Origin of the sequence: Noviherbaspirillum sp. Root189, from assembly GCF_001428545.1 — a bacterium.
GTDB lineage: Bacteria > Pseudomonadota > Gammaproteobacteria > Burkholderiales > Burkholderiaceae_D > Noviherbaspirillum.
In genome coordinates, this window is record NZ_LMHZ01000023.1 from 52,885 (window position 1) to 71,147 (window position 18,263).

Genomic DNA, 18,263 nt, shown 5'->3' on the forward strand with positions numbered 1-18,263 from the left:
TAGCGAGGTTTGGTGCCGGTTTACGTATGTTTGCGCATGTTTGCAACCGACTGTATGGCTCACTTCAGGATCCACACGCTTGTCACTCCTGCAGCGCCGGCTCGGCGTCCACCGCCTGCTTGTCGAAGAAAGCCTTTGCCACCTCGGGATCGCGTGTGCGCGTGAACGGCGGCAGGCTTTGCCAGATGCGGCGACCATAAGGCTTGGAGATCAGGCGCGGATCGCAGATCATCAGCACGCCACGATCGCGTTCATCCCGTATCAGGCGACCGGCGCCCTGCTTCAGGTTGATGATCGCCTCGGGCAACTGGTGGTGGACGAATCCGTTCAGGCCCTTCTTTTCCATGGCGTCGATGCGCGCCGCCAGCACCGGGTCATCCGGCGGCGAGAATGGCAGTTTGTCGATAATGACGAGCGACAGCGCCTCACCGCGCACGTCGACACCCTCCCAGAAACTCTGGCTTCCTATCAGGACGGCATTACCGGCGGCGCGGAATCGATCGAGCAATTCAGTACGTCCCGATTCTCCTTGCACCATGAGCGGGAAAGGCAGCTTGCGTTTGTCAAACTCTTCGCGCAGGCGTTCCGCCGCGCGATTGACCGCGCGTATCGTCGTGCACAGCAGGAAGGTCCGCCCACCGGCCGCTTCAATCATTGGCAAGGCGGCGTCAATAACCGCATCGGTGTACTCGTAGGAATTGGGCTGTGGAAGGTTGTCCGGCACATACAGCAAGCCCTGGTTGCCATAGTCGAAAGGACTTGGCCACGACTGCGCAGGTTCGTTCCAGAGGCCCATCTGGGACGTGTAATGATGGAAGTCATTCTTGACCGCCAGGGTCGCGGACGTAAATATCCAGGCTCGCGGCGATCCTTCGCGTTGCTTGTTGAAGATGGGGGCGATCGATAACGGCGTCTGGTGCAACTGCAGGGACGAAGAAAAAGCTTCGACCCAGAGTACCTTGTCGTGCGGATGATCACCGCCGGCTGCAGCGCTTTGCGCGCTATTCCATGCGGCCAGCTTGTTGCCGATCTCGATGGCGCGCGAACGGCACTGTTCTATCGTCTCCGCACGCTCTGCCTGCGTCTCGAGCACATCGGTCATGCCCTGCAATTCCTCGCGCAGCTTGTCCAACGCAGGGAAGAAGGCGCTCGACGGCGCAATCTGGTTAACCGCAAACCTGACGATATCCTGTGGAAAGGCCAACCGCAGATCGCGTGCGGCGCGCTCGACCGTCGCAACTACCTTGGCCCAATCCGCACCATCGCGCGCATGCGCCAAGCCTTCTGCCAGCACATCGCGGCAGAGCTCCAGCACCTGCGAAGTCGAGACTGTCTCGCCAAAGAACAGCGTGGCGGTTTCCGGCAACTGGTGGGCTTCGTCAAAGATGATCGTATTTGCCGACGGCAGCAATTCAGCGACGCCATTGTCCTTCAGCGCGACATCGGCAAAGAACAGATGATGATTGACGACCACCACATCAGCCTGCTGCGCTTCCTTGCGCGCCTTCATGACAAAGCAGTCCTGATAATACTGGCACTCCGCACCCATGCATGTGTCGCGCGTCGAGGTAACAAGGTTCCAGACCGGTGCGGTTTCGGGCACGCGTGACAGCTCAGCCTTATCTCCGGAACTGGTGGTCTTCATGAAGCGCGATATCTCACGCAGGTACCCAACATCGTCGCGCGACGTCAGCCGGCCGTTTTGCAGCGTGCGCTCGAGATGAAAATGGCAAACGTAGTTGGCGCGCCCCTTCAGCAGGGCGACCGACACCGGCGCATTCAAGGCCTTGCGCACAGTCGGAATGTCGCGCAGGTAAAGTTGGTCCTGCAGATTTTTGGTGCCGGTCGACAATATGACCTTGCCGCCCCAGAGAAGGGCCGGCACGAGATAGGCGAAAGTCTTTCCAGTCCCTGTTCCAGCCTCTGCGATCAGCGTCTGGCGACCGGCGATGGCGGCGGCAATTGCCTTGGCCATTTCGGTCTGCGACTGGCGCGGACGAAAACCACCGACAGTCTGGCTGAGCGGGCCAGTAGCGTCGAACAGCCGGGCAATATCAGCGTCGTGGTTTTCCGAGGGCGGATGGGAAGCAGGCGAAGCGGACTGGGAGATCTGGTCGGTCAAAGCGGTCAATCTGGAGAAATTTCTGAGCGTATTTATGCAGGCACGTCAGGAATTAGTTGCATTTTCAACAATGTTATATGATCCTTCAGCTGAAGCTTGCGCTTTTTCAGGCGGCGCACCTGAAGTTCGTCGTGCAGCACGTCACGCGTGAGCAAATCGATCACTGCATCGAGGTCGCGATGCTCAACTTCTAACTCGATTATGCGACGCTGTATGTCTTCAGTTGGAATCATGGCCGATTGGTGGAATGCGATAACCCGTTATTTTAAGAGGGAAAAGGCACAAAGCCTAGCAGTGAAAAGATATGCCCGACAATAAATGAAACGAAGATGCAGTAATGAAACAATCCTGATTGACCACCTGTCTATTCGCTTCCATCGTGACAAGGAGTTGCTATTTGCATAAACAGATGTAACAAAACCCTACAAAGCCATGGACAGCTTTTTATGCATGCAATAATTTTTCCTAAGAAAGTCTAATCTACGTTTCCGTATGAGCCAATACAAGATTGAAGCAGGAACTGCGCAACATATCGGTGACCGCCACGAGCAGCAGGACCGTATCGGCCTGTTTACTGCGCCCAAGGCGCCCGGATACCTGATGGCCGTCGTGGCGGATGGTATGGGCGGTCTCAGTGGCGGAGCTCTCGCCGCAGAACAGGTTCTCCGTACCGCGAAACAGACTTTTGACCTGTTTTCTCCGCAAACGGATGATGTCCCCGGCATGCTTGCCACGATTGCACGGGACGCTCACACGATTATCAAGCTGTCAGCCATTTCCTCCGAAAAGAAACCGCACAGCACTCTGGTAGTTCTTGTCATCACACCGGAGCGCAGTGCGGTATGGGCGCATGTCGGCGATTCGCGGCTCTACCGCTTCGACGGTCCGAACTGCGCCGAACGCACTACCGATCACTCCTATGTCGAAAGCCTGGTCAGGGAGGGCAAGATTTCGAAGGCGGAGGCACGCGATCATCATTTGTCAAATGTACTGCTCAGCGCGCTCGGCTCGCATGACAGTGAGCCGGAAGTGACCGTGCGCCGCTACGACGGCCTGAAACCCGGTGACTCTTTCCTGCTTTGCACGGATGGCCTCTGGCACTATTTCAGCGATGCCGAACTCGGGGCTGCTGTCGCAGTGAATACACCAAGGCAGGCATCGGAACTGCTGATCAACAAGGCACGTGAACGTGCGGCGGGGCAATCCGCCGACAACTGCACACTCGCGATCGTGAAATTTGGAGAGCCGCAGAAAGAGGAGCGCAGTTATACCGTCAGCAAAATGCGCCGGGCGGTTTGAGCAGGTTGCAGCCATGGATGCCGCTGCAATTGCCTGCTTACTGTGCGCTTACTGTGCTTTTCCTGGGGCAGGGGTTGGTGTCGTCGCTGGCGTTGCTGGCGCGGCCGGCGCATTCGGGGCAGTCGGCGATGACGTTGCGGACGGCGATCCAGGCGGCTGAATGGCACCATCCTTCAACTTGCGCTTTTCTTCGATCTTTTGATACTTCTCCGCCTTGCGCCGCGCGATTTCCTGTTGGCGGGCTTCGGCTGCCTTTACCTTCTTTTCATAGTCGACGACATTCTTCGCACGCATGGCCTCTTCCGCACGTTCTTCTTCCGGCGTTCGTGTAACACGTTCTTCATGACGGGCAGCCCGATCGACACCTGCCTTCTTCGGCGGCTTGCGGCCCGCTCGGGCATCGGCGTCAGTCGGCGGCACTGCTTCTGCGCCGAAGGGTGCCGGCGTTGACGACGCGTCACGGTCGATGCCTGCGTCCGCATCCTTCTGCCGACGCTTCTCCAGCGCTTCATCGCGTGACTTGACCCGGGCCGTGCGTTTGAAGGTGTTGGCTTCAATTTCAACGGGGCGAAGCTTGAGCAAGGCATGACGCCGGCGTTCTTTCGCCTCATCGACACAGGAACTTGCAAAAAATTTGGGCATGCATGCCTGCTTTTCCTGCGTGAAACGCGCTTCAATGGCCGAACGTTCTTTCTCGGCGTCGGCCAATGCTATGTCTGCGCTCTCGACAGACTGAATCGAGCCCGGCGGAAAGCGACCGATGACACTATTGGTATCGCCGGCGGTGGTTGCCTCGCTTGCCCGGACTGCGCCCGCTTCGCCCGTAGCCTGTTGCGCCATCGCGACGTGCCCCGCGCACGCAATCAGGCTGGCTACGAGATAAGTGAAAGTAAATCGAATCGCGTTCATTTTGGATACAGCCCTTGGAAAATCAGGTCATGCAATGGAACCGGCCACATCGCGGCGATCGCTTTGCATGTATTCCGACGATTGCATTTCGATAATCCGCGAAACAGTGCGATGGAATTCATTGGCAAGCATGCCCTCAGTGTATAACTGATCTGGCTCCACTTCCGCCGACATCAGCAACTTGACTTTGTGATCGTACAGGACGTCGATCAGCCAGGTAAAGCGCCGCGCTTCCGACGACATGGCAGCCGACATCTGCGGGACGCTCGACAAGATGACAGTATGAAAGCGGCTGGCGATTTCCAGATAATCATTCTGGGAACGCGGCCCGCCGCACAAAGTGGCAAAATCAAACCAGACGACGCTGCCGGCGCGCCTGAGAGCCTTGATCTCACGCGCTTCGATATGAATGCGCGGATCATCGTCGATGGTCTCGGCAATCTCGGCAAAAGCCTTGCGCAGCGCTTCGTCGGCTGCTGCGCCTAGGGGTGTATGATAGGCCTCGACCTGCTCCAGCGCGCGTTTGCGATAATCATTTCCGGCATCCACGTTGAGCACATCCAATCTTTCCTTCAGCAATGCAATGGCGGGCAGGATGCGGTCACGGTGCAAGCCATCCGGATACAAGGCGTCAGGCACGTAGTTAGAAGTCATGATGAAGGAAACACCATGATCAAACAGTGCCTTCAACAAGTTATAGAGAATCATCGCATCGGCGATGTCGGAAACATGAAATTCGTCGAAGCAAATAAGACGATATTTCTTGGCAATACGGCGCGCGACCTCATCGAGAGGATCTGCGACGCCTTTCAGATCGTCCAACTGATGATGCACGCCGCGCATGAATTCATGGAAATGCAAGCGGGTCTTGCGCACCACGGGCACGACTGAATAAAAGCTATCCATCAGGAAGGATTTGCCGCGCCCTACTCCACCCCACATATACACGCCACGCGGCACTTCCGGCCGGTTGATCAGCCGGCGAAAAGTGCTCGAGCGATGGTTCTTGTACGCGACCCACTCATCGTAGGCCTGCTGCAAGCGGTTCACCGCACGCAGTTGGGCCTCATCCGACTTGTAGCCACGCTCCGCCAGCGCGTGCTCGTAAAACTCCCTGACATTCATATCGTTCTTCACTCTTGAACATATTGCGCGCAACACGCACGCTATGCCGCTTACTTTGTACACATCATGAAAATGGGCGAGTCTTGCTCGCCCACTTCACATGCTTTCCGATGATCAGCCCACATAGGACCTGCAGCCGTTTGCAATCTTCGCTGCCTTCGGGTGACCGGCACTGCGCAGATAATGCATAGGCATTGCCCGCCAACGTCCGTCCCCGAATCTACGGCTCACCACTATTGCGGGTTCATGTCGACCGTAACGTGGGATGGATAACTTCCACCGCCGAGGCGAATGGGGAAGCTGAGGCCAACGCCGACACCGACATTTCCGCCGCCGCCACCTGCACCAAGGCCCACGCTGGAGCCCAGGGGATTGGAAGGCTTATAGATGATTTCGGAGGTACGGTAGCCAGGCCTGTTGCAGACCACGCGCAGGTCGCCACTGGGACTGCCTACGCTTAGCGTTGCCGGCGTGACGACATTCCAGCTGCCGGCATTGGTGCTCACCATGCAGTTCGCCCCAGGCAGGCTCTGACCGCCGGCGGCGGTAGCGATCGCGATGCCGCCGCTTCCGCCCGATCCCGTTGAGGCGCATGCAGCAAGTGCAATCGGCAGCAACAAGATCAGGTGGCGCATGTCGGTCGGGTCCTAGAAATTAAGCGAACGTTTGTCGACCGCGAGAGCGGCTTCCTTGGTTGCCTCGGACAAGGACGGATGCGCATGGCAGATACGGGCAATGTCTTCCGACGATGCACGGAATTCCATCGCCACGACAGCTTCGGAAATCAGTTCGGAAGCCATCGGGCCGACGATGTGCACGCCCAGGATTTCATCGCTCTTGGCATCGGCCAGGAATTTCACCATGCCCGAGGTATCTCCCAGTGCGCGGGCGCGACCATTGGCCATGAAGGGGAAAGTGCCCGCCTTGTAAGCGACGCCTTCGGCCTTCAACTGCTGCTCGGTCTTGCCAACCCATGCAATTTCCGGGGATGTATATATGACCCAGGGAATTGTATTGAAGTTCACATGACCATGCTGTCCGGCAATACGCTCGGCGACAGCGACACCCTCTTCTTCCGCTTTGTGAGCAAGCATCGGGCCGCGCACTACGTCACCAACCGCCCAGACATTCGGCAGGTTGGTCTTGCAGTCGGCATCGACGGCAACGAAGCCGCGCTCATCGAGTTGCAGGCCAACGCCTTCGGCATTCAGACCGATGGTGTTCGGTACACGGCCAATCGACACGATCAGCTTGTCGAATACCGCCTTTTGCGGTGCGCCCTTGTCGTCGGTGTACTCGACCGTGACGTCTTTCTTGCCTGACGTAATCGAACCGATCTTCACTCCCAGGCTGATGGATAAGCCTTGCTTGACGAACAGCTTGTGCGCTTCCTTGGCGATCTGTTCATCGACCGCACCGAGGAAAGTTGGCAAGGCTTCGAGCACGCTGACTTCCGCGCCGAGGCGGCGCCAGACGCTACCCATTTCGAGACCGATCACGCCGGCACCGATGACGCCCAGCTTCTTCGGCACGGCATCAATGGACAACGCACCGGAGTTGGAGAGAATGAGTTTTTCATCAAAAGGCGCGTTGCCCAGTGCGCGCGGGTTGGAACCGGTGGCGACGACGATGTGCTTGCCGGTAATGCTTTCTTCCGTAGCGCCTGCCACCTTGATTTCGTAACCGTCCGCACCAGCCTTCACGAAGGAGCCGCGACCGTGGAAGAAGGTAACCTTGTTCTTCTTGAACAGGTAGAGAATGCCGTCGTTGTTCTGCTTGACGACAGTGTCCTTGCGCCCAAGCATACGCTCGAGGTTAAGGCCAAGACCTTTGACTTCAATACCGTGGTCTGCAAATGCATGACCGGCGTGTTCGAAGTGCTCGGACGATTGCAGCAGTGCCTTGGAGGGAATGCAGCCGACGTTGGTGCAAGTGCCGCCGGGCGCAGGGCCGTTCTTGGCATTTTTCCATTCGTCGATACAGGCTGTGCTGAAGCCGAGTTGTGCAGCACGAATTGCAGCGATATAGCCGCCAGGACCGCCGCCGATGACGATCACATCAAAATTTTTTGACATATACCTAACCTATTTTTCCGCAGGATGGACATGCGCGCATGGTGCCGGCAACACTGCCGCGCCATGCGCGCATCGCACTCGTTCTTACAGGTCCAGCAGCAGGCGTGCCGGATCTTCCAGCGCTTCCTTCATCGCGACCAGGCCGAGTACCGCTTCGCGCCCGTCGATGATGCGGTGGTCGTAAGACATGGCGAGGAAGTTGATCGGACGGATCACGATCTGGCCATTCTCGACAACCGGACGTTCCTTGGTTGCATGAACGCCAAGGATTGCGGACTGCGGCGGATTGATGATCGGTGTCGACAGCATCGAACCGAACACGCCGCCATTGGAGATGGAGAACGTACCGCCGGTGAGGTCGTCGAGAGTCAGCTTGCCGTCCTTGGCCTTGGTACCGAACTCGGCGATCTTCTTTTCGATGTCGGCGATGGTCATCTGATCTGCGTTACGCAGGATAGGCACGACCAGGCCGCGCGGCGAACCGACGGCGATACCGATGTCGAAATAGCCGTGGTACACGATGTCATTACCGTCAACCGACGCGTTGATGACCGGGTACTTCTTCAGTGCGGCGACTGCAGCCTTGACGAAGAAGGACATGAAGCCCAGCTTGACGCCGTGCTCTTTTTCAAACTTGTCCTTGTACTTGTTGCGCAGGTCCATGACCGGCTGCATGTTCACCTCATTGAACGTGGTCAGGATCGCATTGGTCGCTTGCGATTGCAGCAGACGCTCGGCGATACGCGCACGCAGACGGCTCATCGGCACGCGCTCTTCCGGACGGTTGCCGAGGTTCGGCGCGACCGGCGGCGCGACTTGCTGCAGGGCCGGCTTGGCCGCTGCGGGCGCTGCTGGTGCAGTCGCAGCAGGCTTCTTGTCGAGCGCGTTAATCACGTCGCCCTTGGTGACGCGGCCATCACGGCCGGTACCGGCAACCTGTGCCGTGTTCGTGTTGTTATCAGCCAGCATCTTGGCGGCTGCAGGCATGGCAACGCCGGCAGCTGCATTCGATGCGAGTGCGGAAATAGCGGCGGTAACAGGATCGCCGGCCGGAGCAGGCGCCGGTGCTGCAGCAGGAGCAGGGGCAGCAGCGGGCGCAGCAACTGCGCCAGCCTTGGCTTCGGTATCCAGGCGCGCGATGACTTCACCGGCCACGACTGTACTGCCGTCAGCCTTCAGGACTTCAACGATCACGCCGCCATCCGGCGCTGGCAATTCAAGCACCACCTTGTCGGTTTCGATATCGATGAGGTTTTCATCGCGGGCGACGGCTTCGCCGACTTTTTTGTGCCAGGCCAGCAGAGTCGCTTCCGCGACGGATTCCGACAGTTGCGGAACTTTGACTTCAATAATTGCCATGTAACTCTCCGTTTCGGTGTGTTCATTCGACGCGCCAGTTTCTAGCGCGTCGACGGGTCTTTATTTTGTAAGGACGAAGCCCTTCAGCTTCGAGAAGGCGGTGTCGATCAATGCCTTCTGCTGCGCATAGTGCTTGTCGTAATAACCGACAGCAGGCGATGCGCTGGCCGGGCGACCGGCATAGGCCAGCTTCTGGCCATCTTCCAGGTTCTCGAAGATGTTGTGCTGGATCTGGAACCACGGTCCCTGGTTCTGCGGCTCATCCTGCGCCCAGACCAGCTCGTTGAAGTTCGGGAACTTCTTGAGCTCGGCTGAGAAGGCCTTGTGCGGGAATGGATAAAGCTGCTCGACACGGACGATGGCCACGTCAGATACGCCACGCTCCTTGCGTGCGTTGACAAGGTCGTAATACACCTTGCCCGAGCAGGCGATGACGCGCTTGACCTTCTTCGGATCGATTTTCTCGTCGACTTCGCCGATGACGGTCTGGAACGTACCCTTGGCCAGGTCGGACAACGGCGAGCCGGCGTCCTTGTTACGCAGCAGCGATTTCGGCGTAGCGATGATCAGGGGCTTGCGGAACAGGCGAATCATCTGACGACGCAGCAGATGGAAAATCTGTGCGGACGTGGTCGGCTGCACAACCTGCATGTTGTTGTCTGCGCACAGCTGCAGATAACGTTCGATACGTGCGGACGAGTGCTCAGGACCCTGCCCTTCGTAACCGTGCGGCAGCATCATGACGAGGCCGGAGGCACGACCCCATTTCACTTCGCCGGAGCTGATGAACTGGTCGATGACAACCTGGGCGCCATTGGCAAAGTCACCGAACTGCGCTTCCCAGATGGTCAGCGTATTGGGTTCCGCAGTCGAGTAACCGTATTCAAAACCGAGAACAGCTTCTTCCGACAGCACGGAGTCGATAACGGTAAACGGAGCCTGCGTCTCGGCGACGTTCTGCAGCGGAATGTAAGTCCCTGCATCCCAACGCTCGCGCTTCTGGTCGTGCAAGACCGCATGACGGTGTACGAAGGTACCACGGCCGGCATCCTGACCGGTCAGGCGCACTGCGTAACCCGAAGCAACCAGGGAAGCGTATGCGAGGTGTTCGCCCATACCCCAGTCGAGGTTGAGTTCACCGTGCCCCATGGATGCGCGATCGGCAAGGACCTTCTCGACCAGCGGGTGCACCTTGAAGTCTTCAGGAACCTTGGTGATACGCTCTGCCAGACGCTTCAGTTCAGCCAGCGGTACTGCGGTATCCGCTGCGTCGGTCCACTTGCGGTTGAGGAAAGGCATCCAGTCAACTGCATACTTGCTCTTGAAGTTGGAGATGACCGGGTCAACCGTATGCTTGCCGGCATCCATCGCATCGCGATAAGCCTTGACCATGGCGTCACCCGCATCGGCGGGGATGGTGCCCTGGGTAATCAGTTTGTCGGCGTATACTTTGCGCGTGCCCGGATGCTGGCCAATCTTCTTGTACATCAGCGGCTGGGTCAGTGCCGGAGTGTCCTGCTCGTTGTGGCCGAGTTTGCGGAAGCAGATGATATCGACAACGATGTCCTTCTTGAACTCAAGGCGGTAATCGAGAGCGATCTGGGTCGCAAATACGACTGCTTCGGGATCATCACCGTTCACGTGCAGCACTGGTGCTTCGATCATCTTCACGACGTCGGAGCAGTACAAGGTCGAGCGCGAGTCGCGCGGGTCGGACGTGGTGAAGCCAATCTGGTTGTTGATGACGATATGGACGGTACCGCCTGTACCATAGCCGCGCGTCTGCGCGAGGTTCAGGGTTTCCATCACAACGCCCTGGCCTGCAAACGCGGCGTCGCCGTGCACCAGGATAGGCATGACCTGCGAGCCGTCCTTGTCGCCACGGCGCTCCATACGTGCCTTGACCGAACCTTCGACGACGGGGTTCACGATTTCCAGGTGGGACGGATTGAAGGCCAGAGACAGGTGGACCGGGCCGCCAGGTGTAGAGATATCGGACGAGAAGCCCTGGTGATACTTGACGTCGCCTGCCGGCAAGTCGTCGGCATGTTTGCCTTCGAATTCTGCGAACAGGTCTTGTGGCATCTTGCCCAACGTGTTGACGAGCACGTTCAGACGACCGCGGTGAGCCATGCCGATCACGATTTCCTGCACGCCCTTTTCGCCCGCGCGCTGGATGGTCTCATCCAGTGAGGCGATGAAGCTTTCGCCGCCTTCGAGCGAGAAGCGCTTCTGACCGACGTAACGGGTATGCAGATAACGCTCGAGGCCTTCCGCTGCGGTCAGGCGGTCGAGGATGTGTTTCTTTTTCTCTGCCGAGAAATTCGGGGTCGAACGGACGGATTCAAGGCGCTCCTGCAGCCAGCGCTTCTGCGCGGGATCGCTGATGTACATGAATTCGGCGCCGATCGAACGGCAATACGTGTCACGCAATGCCTGGAGCAAGTCGCGCAGCGAAGCGGTTTCCGGACCAAAGTAGGTATTGCTGATATTGAACACGATGTCCATATCCGCATCGGTGAAACCGTAGAAACTTGGATCCAGCTCCGGAATGCCAGGGCGTTCCTGACGCTGCAGGGGATCGAGGTTCGCCCAGCGGTTGCCGAGGAAGCGGTAAGCGGCGATCAGTTGCGTCGCGGCGACACGCTTGCGGCCCATTTCGACGTCTTGCGACGCAACCACGGTGCGAATCGGACCCTGCTTGGCACGTTCGGCGAATGAGGCGATGACCGGGGCATGTGCCACGTCGGGCTTGGTCGAGCCATCGACTGCGGGGACATGCTGCATCGCATCAAAATAAGCGCGCCAGTTGTCGGGCACGGAGCCGGGATTGTTGAGGTACGCTTCGTACAATTCTTCGACGTACGGTGCGTTGCCTCCAAACAGGTAGGAGTTGGAGAAGTACTGCTGCATCATCTTGCTCACCTTTCTTCGCGTTTCGCGAGATTAGCGGGTTTATATAACCTTCCGCGACACGGCCTGACCGGTTAGCGGATCGCACATCAAGTTGTGGGGAAGGGCTACGTGACGACCTGAGGTGGTACCAGTATTTTTGGAAACGCTAGCATAGCATAGAACTCTTTCCCCCAAATCGACGAAATGCTCTGCCTCCAAAAGGTGCGGCATTTTGTTCCCACCTGCCCGCTCTGTGCCCTGCCCTGTCTGGTCTGATTGTCATCCATAGCGCTGCGAAAGCGCAGTCCGCTGAACCGCAAAACATTGCGTATTATTCTTTTCCATAAAAAAAAGCGAGTCCGAAGACTCGCTTTTTTTATGTTATCGACTTGCTACCAGGGCCAAACGGCCCATGACAGGATAGGCGATTAACCGCGCTGTGCCATGGTGGGCACGTCGCGACGTGGCGCACCAATGTACAACTGACGCGGACGACCGATCTTTTGCTCGGGATCGGAAATCATTTCGTTCCATTGGGCGATCCAGCCGACGGTACGTGCCATCGCGAAGATACCGGTGAACAGCGAAACCGGGATGCCGAGCGCGGACTGAACGATGCCGGAGTAGAAGTCGACGTTCGGATAGAGTTTGCGGCTGACGAAGTATTCGTCTTCCAGCGCGACCTTCTCCAGAGCCATCGCCAGCTTGAACAGCGGGTCGTCCTGCAGGCCGAGTTCGTTCAGCACTTCGTGGCAGGTTTCGCGCATCAGCTTGGCACGCGGATCGTAGTTCTTGTAGACACGGTGACCAAAGCCCATCAGCTTGACGCCGGAATTCTTATCCTTGACCTGCTTGACGAACTCGCCGATCTTGTCGACCGAACCGATCTCGCGCAGCATGGTCAGCGCAGCTTCATTTGCGCCGCCGTGAGCCGGGCCCCACAGGCATGCGATACCGGCAGCGATACAGGCAAACGGGTTTGCACCCGACGAGCCGGCCAGGCGAACGGTCGATGTCGATGCATTCTGCTCGTGATCCGCGTGCAGAATGAGGATGCGGTCCAGCGCGCGCACCAGCACGTCATTGACCTTATATTCTTCGCATGGGTTCGAGAACATCATGCGCATGAAATTGGCGGAGTACGACAGGTCATTGCGGGGGTACACGAAAGGCTGGCCAACCGAGTACTTGTAAGCCATCGCCACCAGGGTCGGCAGCTTGGCGATCAGACGGATCGCCGACACTTCGCGATGATGCGGGTCATTGATGTCGAGCGAATCGTGATAGAACGAAGACAACGCGCCGACGGTACCGACGAGGACCGACATGGGGTGCGCATCACGGCGGAAACCGCGGAAGAAGAATTGCATCTGCTCGTGGACCATCGTGTGATTGGTCACGGTGGTAACGAATTTTTCTTTTTCAGCTGCGGTTGGCAACTCACCATTCATCAGCAGGTAGCAAGTTTCGAGGAAGTCGCAATTGACTGCGAGCTGCTCAATCGGATAGCCACGATACAGCAGCTCACCCTTGTCACCGTCGATGTACGTAATCGACGAATTACAGGCCGCGGTGGACATGAATCCCGGGTCGTACGTAAACTTGCCGGTAGCGCCATACAGCTTGCGGATGTCGACGACATCCGGACCGATCGTGCCTTTATAGATCGGCAGGTCCAGCGACGAGGAGCCGTCCGAGAACGACAGGGTTGCTTTGGTATCAGAGTTTGTCATGTCTCTTCCTTCTAGTGAGGAGGGGTGAGTCGATTGTAAAAAAAACCGGATAACGGCACCTGTTTTCAGCCTGTGGCCGACTGTTCTCAGGCAGCGCGCAGTCTCGCCAGTAACGCATGGACATGCGGAAGATCCACTTCGCCCATGGGTTCCTTGCGCGCTAAAAGCAAGTCCATCAAATCGTTGTCCGACAACTCCATCAGGCGCGAGAACGCATCGACCTCTTCATCGGTCAAGTTCGCCTCGTGCGCATCAAGAAACCGCGTCACGATCAGGTCGTTTTCAAGCAATCCACGGCGGGCACGCCAGCGCAGGCGGGCACGTTTGATGGGATCGGCTTGATGGTTGCTGGACATAATTTCTCGTTCACTCTATTTCATGAGCTCACTGTCGTAATTGCGCATTTGCGCATACTGGAACAATGAAACATTGCACGCAAACATTGACTCATACTAATTAACGCGCACAGACAGCTCATGAAATAAGGCGGAAGCCTTGTAGCCTCCGCCTTCGACATGCAGTTTATACGGCGCGACGAACCAGCAGATCCTTGATCTTGCCGATGGCGCGCGCAGGGTTCAGACCCTTCGGGCACACGTCGACGCAGTTCATGATCGTATGGCAGCGGAACAGGCGATACGGATCTTCGAGATTGTCGAGACGATCGTTGGTGGCTTCATCGCGGCTGTCGGCAATGAAACGGTAAGCCTGCAGCAGGCCTGCCGGACCAACGAACTTGTCCGGATTCCACCAGAACGACGGGCAGGAGGTCGAGCAGCAGGCGCACAGGATGCACTCGTACAGGCCATCGAGCTCTTCACGCTCTTCCGGCGTCTGCAGACGCTCCTTCTCAGGGGGAATCGTGTCGTTGATCAGGTAAGGCTTGATCGAATTGTACTGCTTGAAGAACTGGGTCATGTCGACGATCAGGTCGCGAATGACCGGCAGGCCGGGCAGCGGACGCAGCACGATCGGCTCGGTCAGTTCGTTCAGGTTGGTCGTGCATGCCAGGCCATTCTTGCCGTTGATGTTCATCGCGTCCGAACCGCAGACACCTTCGCGGCAGGAGCGGCGCAGCGCCAGCGAGTCATCCACGTCGGCCTTGATGCGCTGCAATGCATCGAGCAGCATTTTGTCAGTGTCCTGCAGCGTGACTGTCAGGTCCTGCATGTAAGGCTTCGCATCCTTATCCGGATCGTAGCGATAGATTTGAAATTTCAGGGTACGTGCCATGTTCTTACCTTAAAAAGTACGTGCTTTTGGCTTGAAGGTTTCAACGGTCAGCGGCTTGGTGTTCACCGGCTTGTAATCAAGACGGTTGCCTTCCGAGAAGAACAGGGTGTGCTTCATCCAGTTCTCGTCGTCACGCTTCTCGTAATCGCGATGCGCATGGGCGCCACGTGATTCCTTGCGGGCTGCTGCCGAAGTGATGGTGGCCTTCGCCGTTTCAATGAGGTTATCCAGCTCGAGCGCTTCCACGCGGGCGGTATTGAAGACCTTGGACTTGTCCTTGAACGACACATGCTTGCGGCGCTCGTCGAGTTCCATGATCTCCTTGAGTCCGGTCTGCAGCAGTTCATCGGTACGGAACACACCGCAGTATTGTTGCATGGTGGAGCGGATCGCGTTGGCGACGTCCTGCACGCGCTCGGAACCAGTGCTGGTTTCCAGGCGGGCCAGACGCGACAGCGCGAGATCAGCCGCGCCCGCAGGCAACGGCTTGTGATTTTTGGCCTTGAGGTTGCTGGCGACGATGTGATTACCAGCGGCGCGGCCGAAGACCACGAGGTCAAGCAGCGAATTGGTGCCAAGACGGTTCGCGCCATGCACGGAAACGCAGGCACATTCGCCAATCGCGTACAGACCGTTGACGACGTCGTTCGGAATACCGTTCTTTGGAACGACAACCTGACCATGGATATTGGTCGGAATACCGCCCATCTGGTAGTGGATCGTCGGAACAACAGGAATCGGTTCCTTGGTCGCGTCGACGTTGGCAAACTTGTGACCGATTTCCAGGATCGATGGCAGACGCTTCTTGATGGTGTCGGCGCCGATGTGACGCAGATCCAGCAACACGTGATCCTTGTTCGGACCGCAGCCGCGGCCTTCCTTGATTTCCTGGTCCATCGAGCGGGACACGAAGTCGCGCGGCGCGAGGTCCTTCAGGGTCGGCGCATAACGCTCCATGAAGCGCTCGCCATTGGAGTTGATCAGGATACCGCCTTCGCCACGCACACCTTCGGTGATCAGTACGCCCGCGCCGGATACGCCGGTCGGGTGGAATTGCCAGAACTCCATGTCCTGCAGCGGCAGGCCGGCGCGTGCCGCCATGCCCATGCCGTCGCCGGTGTTGATGAACGCATTGGTCGATGCGGCGAAGATACGCCCTGCTCCACCGGTTGCGAACATCGTGGTCTTGGCTTCCAGAATCATCACTTCGCCAGTTTCCATCTCGAGGGCGACGACGCCGAGCACGTCACCGTCCTCGTCACGGACCAGGTCGATTGCCATCCACTCGACGAAAAAGTGTGTCTTGGCGCGCACGTTACGCTGATACAGCGTGTGCAGCAGCGCATGACCGGTACGGTCGGCCGCTGCGCATGCACGCTGGACCGGCTTTTCACCGAAATTGGCGGTGTGGCCACCGAACGGGCGCTGATAAATCGTGCCGTCGGGGTTGCGGTCGAAAGGCATGCCGAAGTGTTCAAGTTCGTACACGACCTTCGGTGCTTCGCGGCACATGAATTCGATGGCGTCCTGGTCACCCAGGTAGTCCGAGCCCTTGACGGTGTCGAACATGTGCCAGTACCAGTTATCCTCGGACATGTTGCCGAGCGATGCACCGATACCACCCTGCGCAGCAACAGTGTGCGAACGGGTCGGGAATACTTTGGACAATACTGCAACGTTCAGGCCGGCCTCGGCCAGTTGCAGGGAGGCTCGCATGCCGGAACCGCCGGCGCCGACGATCACCGCGTCAAAGCGGCGGGTAGGAATGGATTGTTTGATTGCTGCCACGATTAAGCTCTCCAGATGATCTGCGCCGCCCAGCCGGCACAACCGATCAGCCACACAATTGTGGCCATTTGAAACACGAGTCGCAACGCGACGGATCCTGTGACATAGTCCATCCAGACATCGCGCATGCCGACCCAGGCGTGGTAGAACAGAGAGACAAAAGTGACAAACGTAGCAATCTTGAACCACTGATGGGAAAACAGGCCAGCCCATCCTTCATAGCTGAAGTTGTTGCCAGTGAGGAAAACAACCAGCAGGATGACAGTGTAAATCGCCATGATGATCGCTGTCAGGCGTTGCGCCATCCAGTCACGCAAACCGTAATGCGCGCCGACGACCAGGCGCTTGGAACCGATATTGTTATTTGCCATTTCAGAATGCTCCGAACAGTTTCAGCGCAACAAGTGCAGTCAGTGCAAGGCTGACCACGAGGACCGCGATCGACGTCTTGCGTCCGCTTTCCTTGGTAAGACCATAGTGAAAATCGAGGAACAAGTGACGCACTCCGGCGAAGAAATGGTGCAGATAAGCCCAGACCAGCGCGAGAATAACGAGCTTGACGAACCAGCCGGATGTAAAGCCCTTGAAGTATTCGAAAGAAATTTCCGATAACAGGCTTTGATCAAGCAAGTACAAGATAAAAGGAAGCAGAAAGAAAATCAGCGCGCCGCTGATACGATGCAGGATCGAAACTATCGCCGAGGGCGGTAGTCGGTAATGGACGGTCTGAGCAAAGCTCATCACGCCATATGGTTTCCTCTTCTTCATGGCTTCAGCCATATAAAACACCTCCCTGAGCTTAATAATCCCGTAATTTTCGCCGATTTTTGTGCGGCACACCAATAGGTATCTTCACCTAAGACAATTTTCCGTTCTGCAAGCGACCAAATCTGACCACATCACAAGCTAATTCCATGAGCGTCAACTCACTCTTAACTCAGGTCGTTCTGATAATGGTGACTATCGGTTCGGTATAGTCCGCGCCGAACCTCCACCGGTTTGTCCCCATAGGTATATGAGACCCGCTCGACGCTTAACAAAGGCGTATTGTGCGCGACATTAAGCAATCCTGCAGTGGACTCATCCGCCGCAACGGCACGGATACGCTCGGAAGCGCGAATCATGCGCGTGCCAAACTCGGTTTCGAACAAGCCGTACATAGGGCCTTTGTACTCAACCAGGCGTTCCGCCGTCAGGCCCTTGAAGATCGCACCGGGCAACCACAACTCTTCGACAATGGTGGGCGCGCCGTCGAACGACTGCACGCGCTTGATGAAAATTACGGAATCGCCCGACTTGATATCCAGTTGGCGCGCCACTTCAGCGGGCGCGCGCAGTCTCTTGACTTCAAGGATATTGTTATCGGCGGAGTGCGGCTCGCCGGCATCCGGCATCAACCGCAAGAATCGGAATTGCGCACGCGCTTCATGATGCGTTGCAACGAAGGTGCCCTTGCCCTGTCGGCGCATAACCAGGTTTTCGGCGGATAACTCGTCGATAGCCTTGCGCACCGTACCCTGGCTGACCTTGAAGCGGTTGGCCAGTTCGACCTCGCTGGGGATGAGTTCACCCGGCTTCCACTCACCTGACTGCAGGCTCTGCAGGATGAGGGACTTGATCTGCTGGTAAAGCGGGCTGAAGGTCGGAGATGTTCCGGGAGCAGCGACTCCCGCACCTGTTGCAGGCGCGCCGGGATTGATCGTATTGGACGTGGCGGAACTCATA

General features: G+C 57.5%; 16 protein-coding genes. 1 reads left to right on the forward strand and 15 read right to left on the reverse strand.

The features are described 5' to 3' along the window. Positions 1-82: 82 nt before the first annotated feature. Together ASE07_RS14585 and ASE07_RS28100 are read right to left on the reverse strand one after the other, a co-directional pair. Entirely contained in the window at positions 83-2,122 is a 2,040-nt protein-coding gene (locus tag ASE07_RS14585; RefSeq protein WP_057291773.1) for an ATP-dependent DNA helicase, read from the reverse strand. Positions 2,123-2,154: 32 nt separating this feature from the next. After that, positions 2,155-2,355 (reverse strand): YdcH family protein, encoded by a 201-nt coding sequence (locus ASE07_RS28100; protein WP_082584159.1) that lies wholly within the window; start codon positions 2,353-2,355, stop codon positions 2,155-2,157. A 259-nt stretch (positions 2,356-2,614) separates the two neighbouring features. Between ASE07_RS28100 and ASE07_RS14590 the strand changes: the two genes are divergently transcribed. Next, entirely contained in the window at positions 2,615-3,421 is an 807-nt protein-coding gene (locus ASE07_RS14590) for a PP2C family protein-serine/threonine phosphatase (protein WP_057291561.1), read from the forward strand. A 48-nt stretch (positions 3,422-3,469) separates the two neighbouring features. On the opposite strand, the gene ASE07_RS14595 is transcribed toward ASE07_RS14590, so the two are convergent. From ASE07_RS14595 to ASE07_RS14655, 13 genes are all read right to left on the reverse strand, one after another. Beyond that, positions 3,470-4,330 carry a hypothetical protein gene (locus ASE07_RS14595; protein ID WP_057291562.1) on the reverse strand — a complete coding sequence of 287 codons (861 nt, stop codon included), beginning with the start codon at positions 4,328-4,330 and terminating at the stop codon, positions 3,470-3,472. A 27-nt stretch (positions 4,331-4,357) separates the two neighbouring features. Next, the gene (zapE, locus tag ASE07_RS14600) at positions 4,358-5,455 is read right to left on the reverse strand and encodes a cell division protein ZapE (RefSeq protein ID WP_057291563.1); all 1,098 of its coding nucleotides are present in this window, start codon (positions 5,453-5,455) and stop codon (positions 4,358-4,360) included. A gap of 233 nt (positions 5,456-5,688) precedes the next feature. Then, the gene (locus ASE07_RS14605; protein WP_057291564.1) at positions 5,689-6,090 is read right to left on the reverse strand and encodes a hypothetical protein; all 402 of its coding nucleotides are present in this window, start codon (positions 6,088-6,090) and stop codon (positions 5,689-5,691) included. Positions 6,091-6,102: 12 nt separating this feature from the next. Beyond that, the gene (lpdA, locus tag ASE07_RS14610; RefSeq protein ID WP_057291565.1) at positions 6,103-7,530 is read right to left on the reverse strand and encodes a dihydrolipoyl dehydrogenase; all 1,428 of its coding nucleotides are present in this window, start codon (positions 7,528-7,530) and stop codon (positions 6,103-6,105) included. Positions 7,531-7,614: 84 nt separating this feature from the next. Continuing rightward, positions 7,615-8,889 (reverse strand): 2-oxoglutarate dehydrogenase complex dihydrolipoyllysine-residue succinyltransferase, encoded by a 1,275-nt coding sequence (gene odhB / locus ASE07_RS14615; protein WP_057291566.1) that lies wholly within the window; start codon positions 8,887-8,889, stop codon positions 7,615-7,617. 60 nt (positions 8,890-8,949) lie between these two features. After that, on the reverse strand, positions 8,950-11,805 hold the full coding sequence (locus tag ASE07_RS14620; RefSeq protein ID WP_057291567.1) for a 2-oxoglutarate dehydrogenase E1 component: 2,856 nt from the start codon (positions 11,803-11,805) through the stop codon (positions 8,950-8,952). A 407-nt stretch (positions 11,806-12,212) separates the two neighbouring features. Then, positions 12,213-13,517: a citrate synthase gene (gltA, locus tag ASE07_RS14625; RefSeq protein WP_057291568.1), complete on the reverse strand. Its 1,305-nt coding sequence runs from the start codon at positions 13,515-13,517 to the stop codon at positions 12,213-12,215. Between the two features lie 86 nt (positions 13,518-13,603). Continuing rightward, a complete protein-coding gene (locus ASE07_RS14630; protein ID WP_057291569.1) occupies positions 13,604-13,873 on the reverse strand; it encodes an FAD assembly factor SdhE in 270 nt (89 codons plus the stop codon). A gap of 166 nt (positions 13,874-14,039) precedes the next feature. After that, positions 14,040-14,750: a succinate dehydrogenase iron-sulfur subunit gene (locus ASE07_RS14635; protein WP_057291570.1), complete on the reverse strand. Its 711-nt coding sequence runs from the start codon at positions 14,748-14,750 to the stop codon at positions 14,040-14,042. Positions 14,751-14,759: 9 nt separating this feature from the next. Beyond that, the gene (gene sdhA, locus ASE07_RS14640; protein ID WP_057291571.1) at positions 14,760-16,538 is read right to left on the reverse strand and encodes a succinate dehydrogenase flavoprotein subunit; all 1,779 of its coding nucleotides are present in this window, start codon (positions 16,536-16,538) and stop codon (positions 14,760-14,762) included. A 2-nt stretch (positions 16,539-16,540) separates the two neighbouring features. Beyond that, positions 16,541-16,909, reverse strand: coding sequence for a succinate dehydrogenase, hydrophobic membrane anchor protein (gene sdhD, locus ASE07_RS14645; RefSeq protein ID WP_057291572.1), 369 nt, complete (start codon positions 16,907-16,909; stop codon positions 16,541-16,543). Between the two features lies 1 nt (position 16,910). Further along, entirely contained in the window at positions 16,911-17,318 is a 408-nt protein-coding gene (gene sdhC / locus ASE07_RS14650) for a succinate dehydrogenase, cytochrome b556 subunit (protein WP_057291774.1), read from the reverse strand. A gap of 152 nt (positions 17,319-17,470) precedes the next feature. Further along, a complete protein-coding gene (locus ASE07_RS14655) occupies positions 17,471-18,262 on the reverse strand; it encodes a GntR family transcriptional regulator (RefSeq protein WP_057291573.1) in 792 nt (263 codons plus the stop codon). Position 18,263 lies beyond the last annotated feature (1 nt).

Bases quoted from the DNA above. Each gene is read 5' to 3' on its own strand.
- zapE (WP_057291563.1), bottom strand. From the start codon at position 5,455: ATGAATGTCAGGGAGTTTTACGAGCACGCGCTGGCGGAGCGTGGCTAC.
- ASE07_RS14655 (WP_057291573.1), bottom strand. From the start codon at position 18,262: ATGAGTTCCGCCACGTCCAATACGATCAATCCCGGCGCGCCTGCAACA.
- ASE07_RS14620 (WP_057291567.1), bottom strand. From the start codon at position 11,805: ATGATGCAGCAGTACTTCTCCAACTCCTACCTGTTTGGAGGCAACGCA.
- ASE07_RS14630 (WP_057291569.1), bottom strand. From the start codon at position 13,873: ATGTCCAGCAACCATCAAGCCGATCCCATCAAACGTGCCCGCCTGCGC.
- lpdA (WP_057291565.1), bottom strand. From the start codon at position 7,530: ATGTCAAAAAATTTTGATGTGATCGTCATCGGCGGCGGTCCTGGCGGC.
- ASE07_RS14635 (WP_057291570.1), bottom strand. From the start codon at position 14,750: ATGGCACGTACCCTGAAATTTCAAATCTATCGCTACGATCCGGATAAG.
- ASE07_RS28100 (WP_082584159.1), bottom strand. From the start codon at position 2,355: ATGATTCCAACTGAAGACATACAGCGTCGCATAATCGAGTTAGAAGTT.
- ASE07_RS14590 (WP_057291561.1), top strand. From the start codon at position 2,615: ATGAGCCAATACAAGATTGAAGCAGGAACTGCGCAACATATCGGTGAC.
- odhB (WP_057291566.1), bottom strand. From the start codon at position 8,889: ATGGCAATTATTGAAGTCAAAGTTCCGCAACTGTCGGAATCCGTCGCG.
- sdhD (WP_057291572.1), bottom strand. From the start codon at position 16,909: ATGGCAAATAACAATATCGGTTCCAAGCGCCTGGTCGTCGGCGCGCAT.
- gltA (WP_057291568.1), bottom strand. From the start codon at position 13,517: ATGACAAACTCTGATACCAAAGCAACCCTGTCGTTCTCGGACGGCTCC.
- ASE07_RS14595 (WP_057291562.1), bottom strand. From the start codon at position 4,330: ATGAACGCGATTCGATTTACTTTCACTTATCTCGTAGCCAGCCTGATT.
- sdhC (WP_057291774.1), bottom strand. From the start codon at position 17,318: ATGGCTGAAGCCATGAAGAAGAGGAAACCATATGGCGTGATGAGCTTT.
- ASE07_RS14605 (WP_057291564.1), bottom strand. From the start codon at position 6,090: ATGCGCCACCTGATCTTGTTGCTGCCGATTGCACTTGCTGCATGCGCC.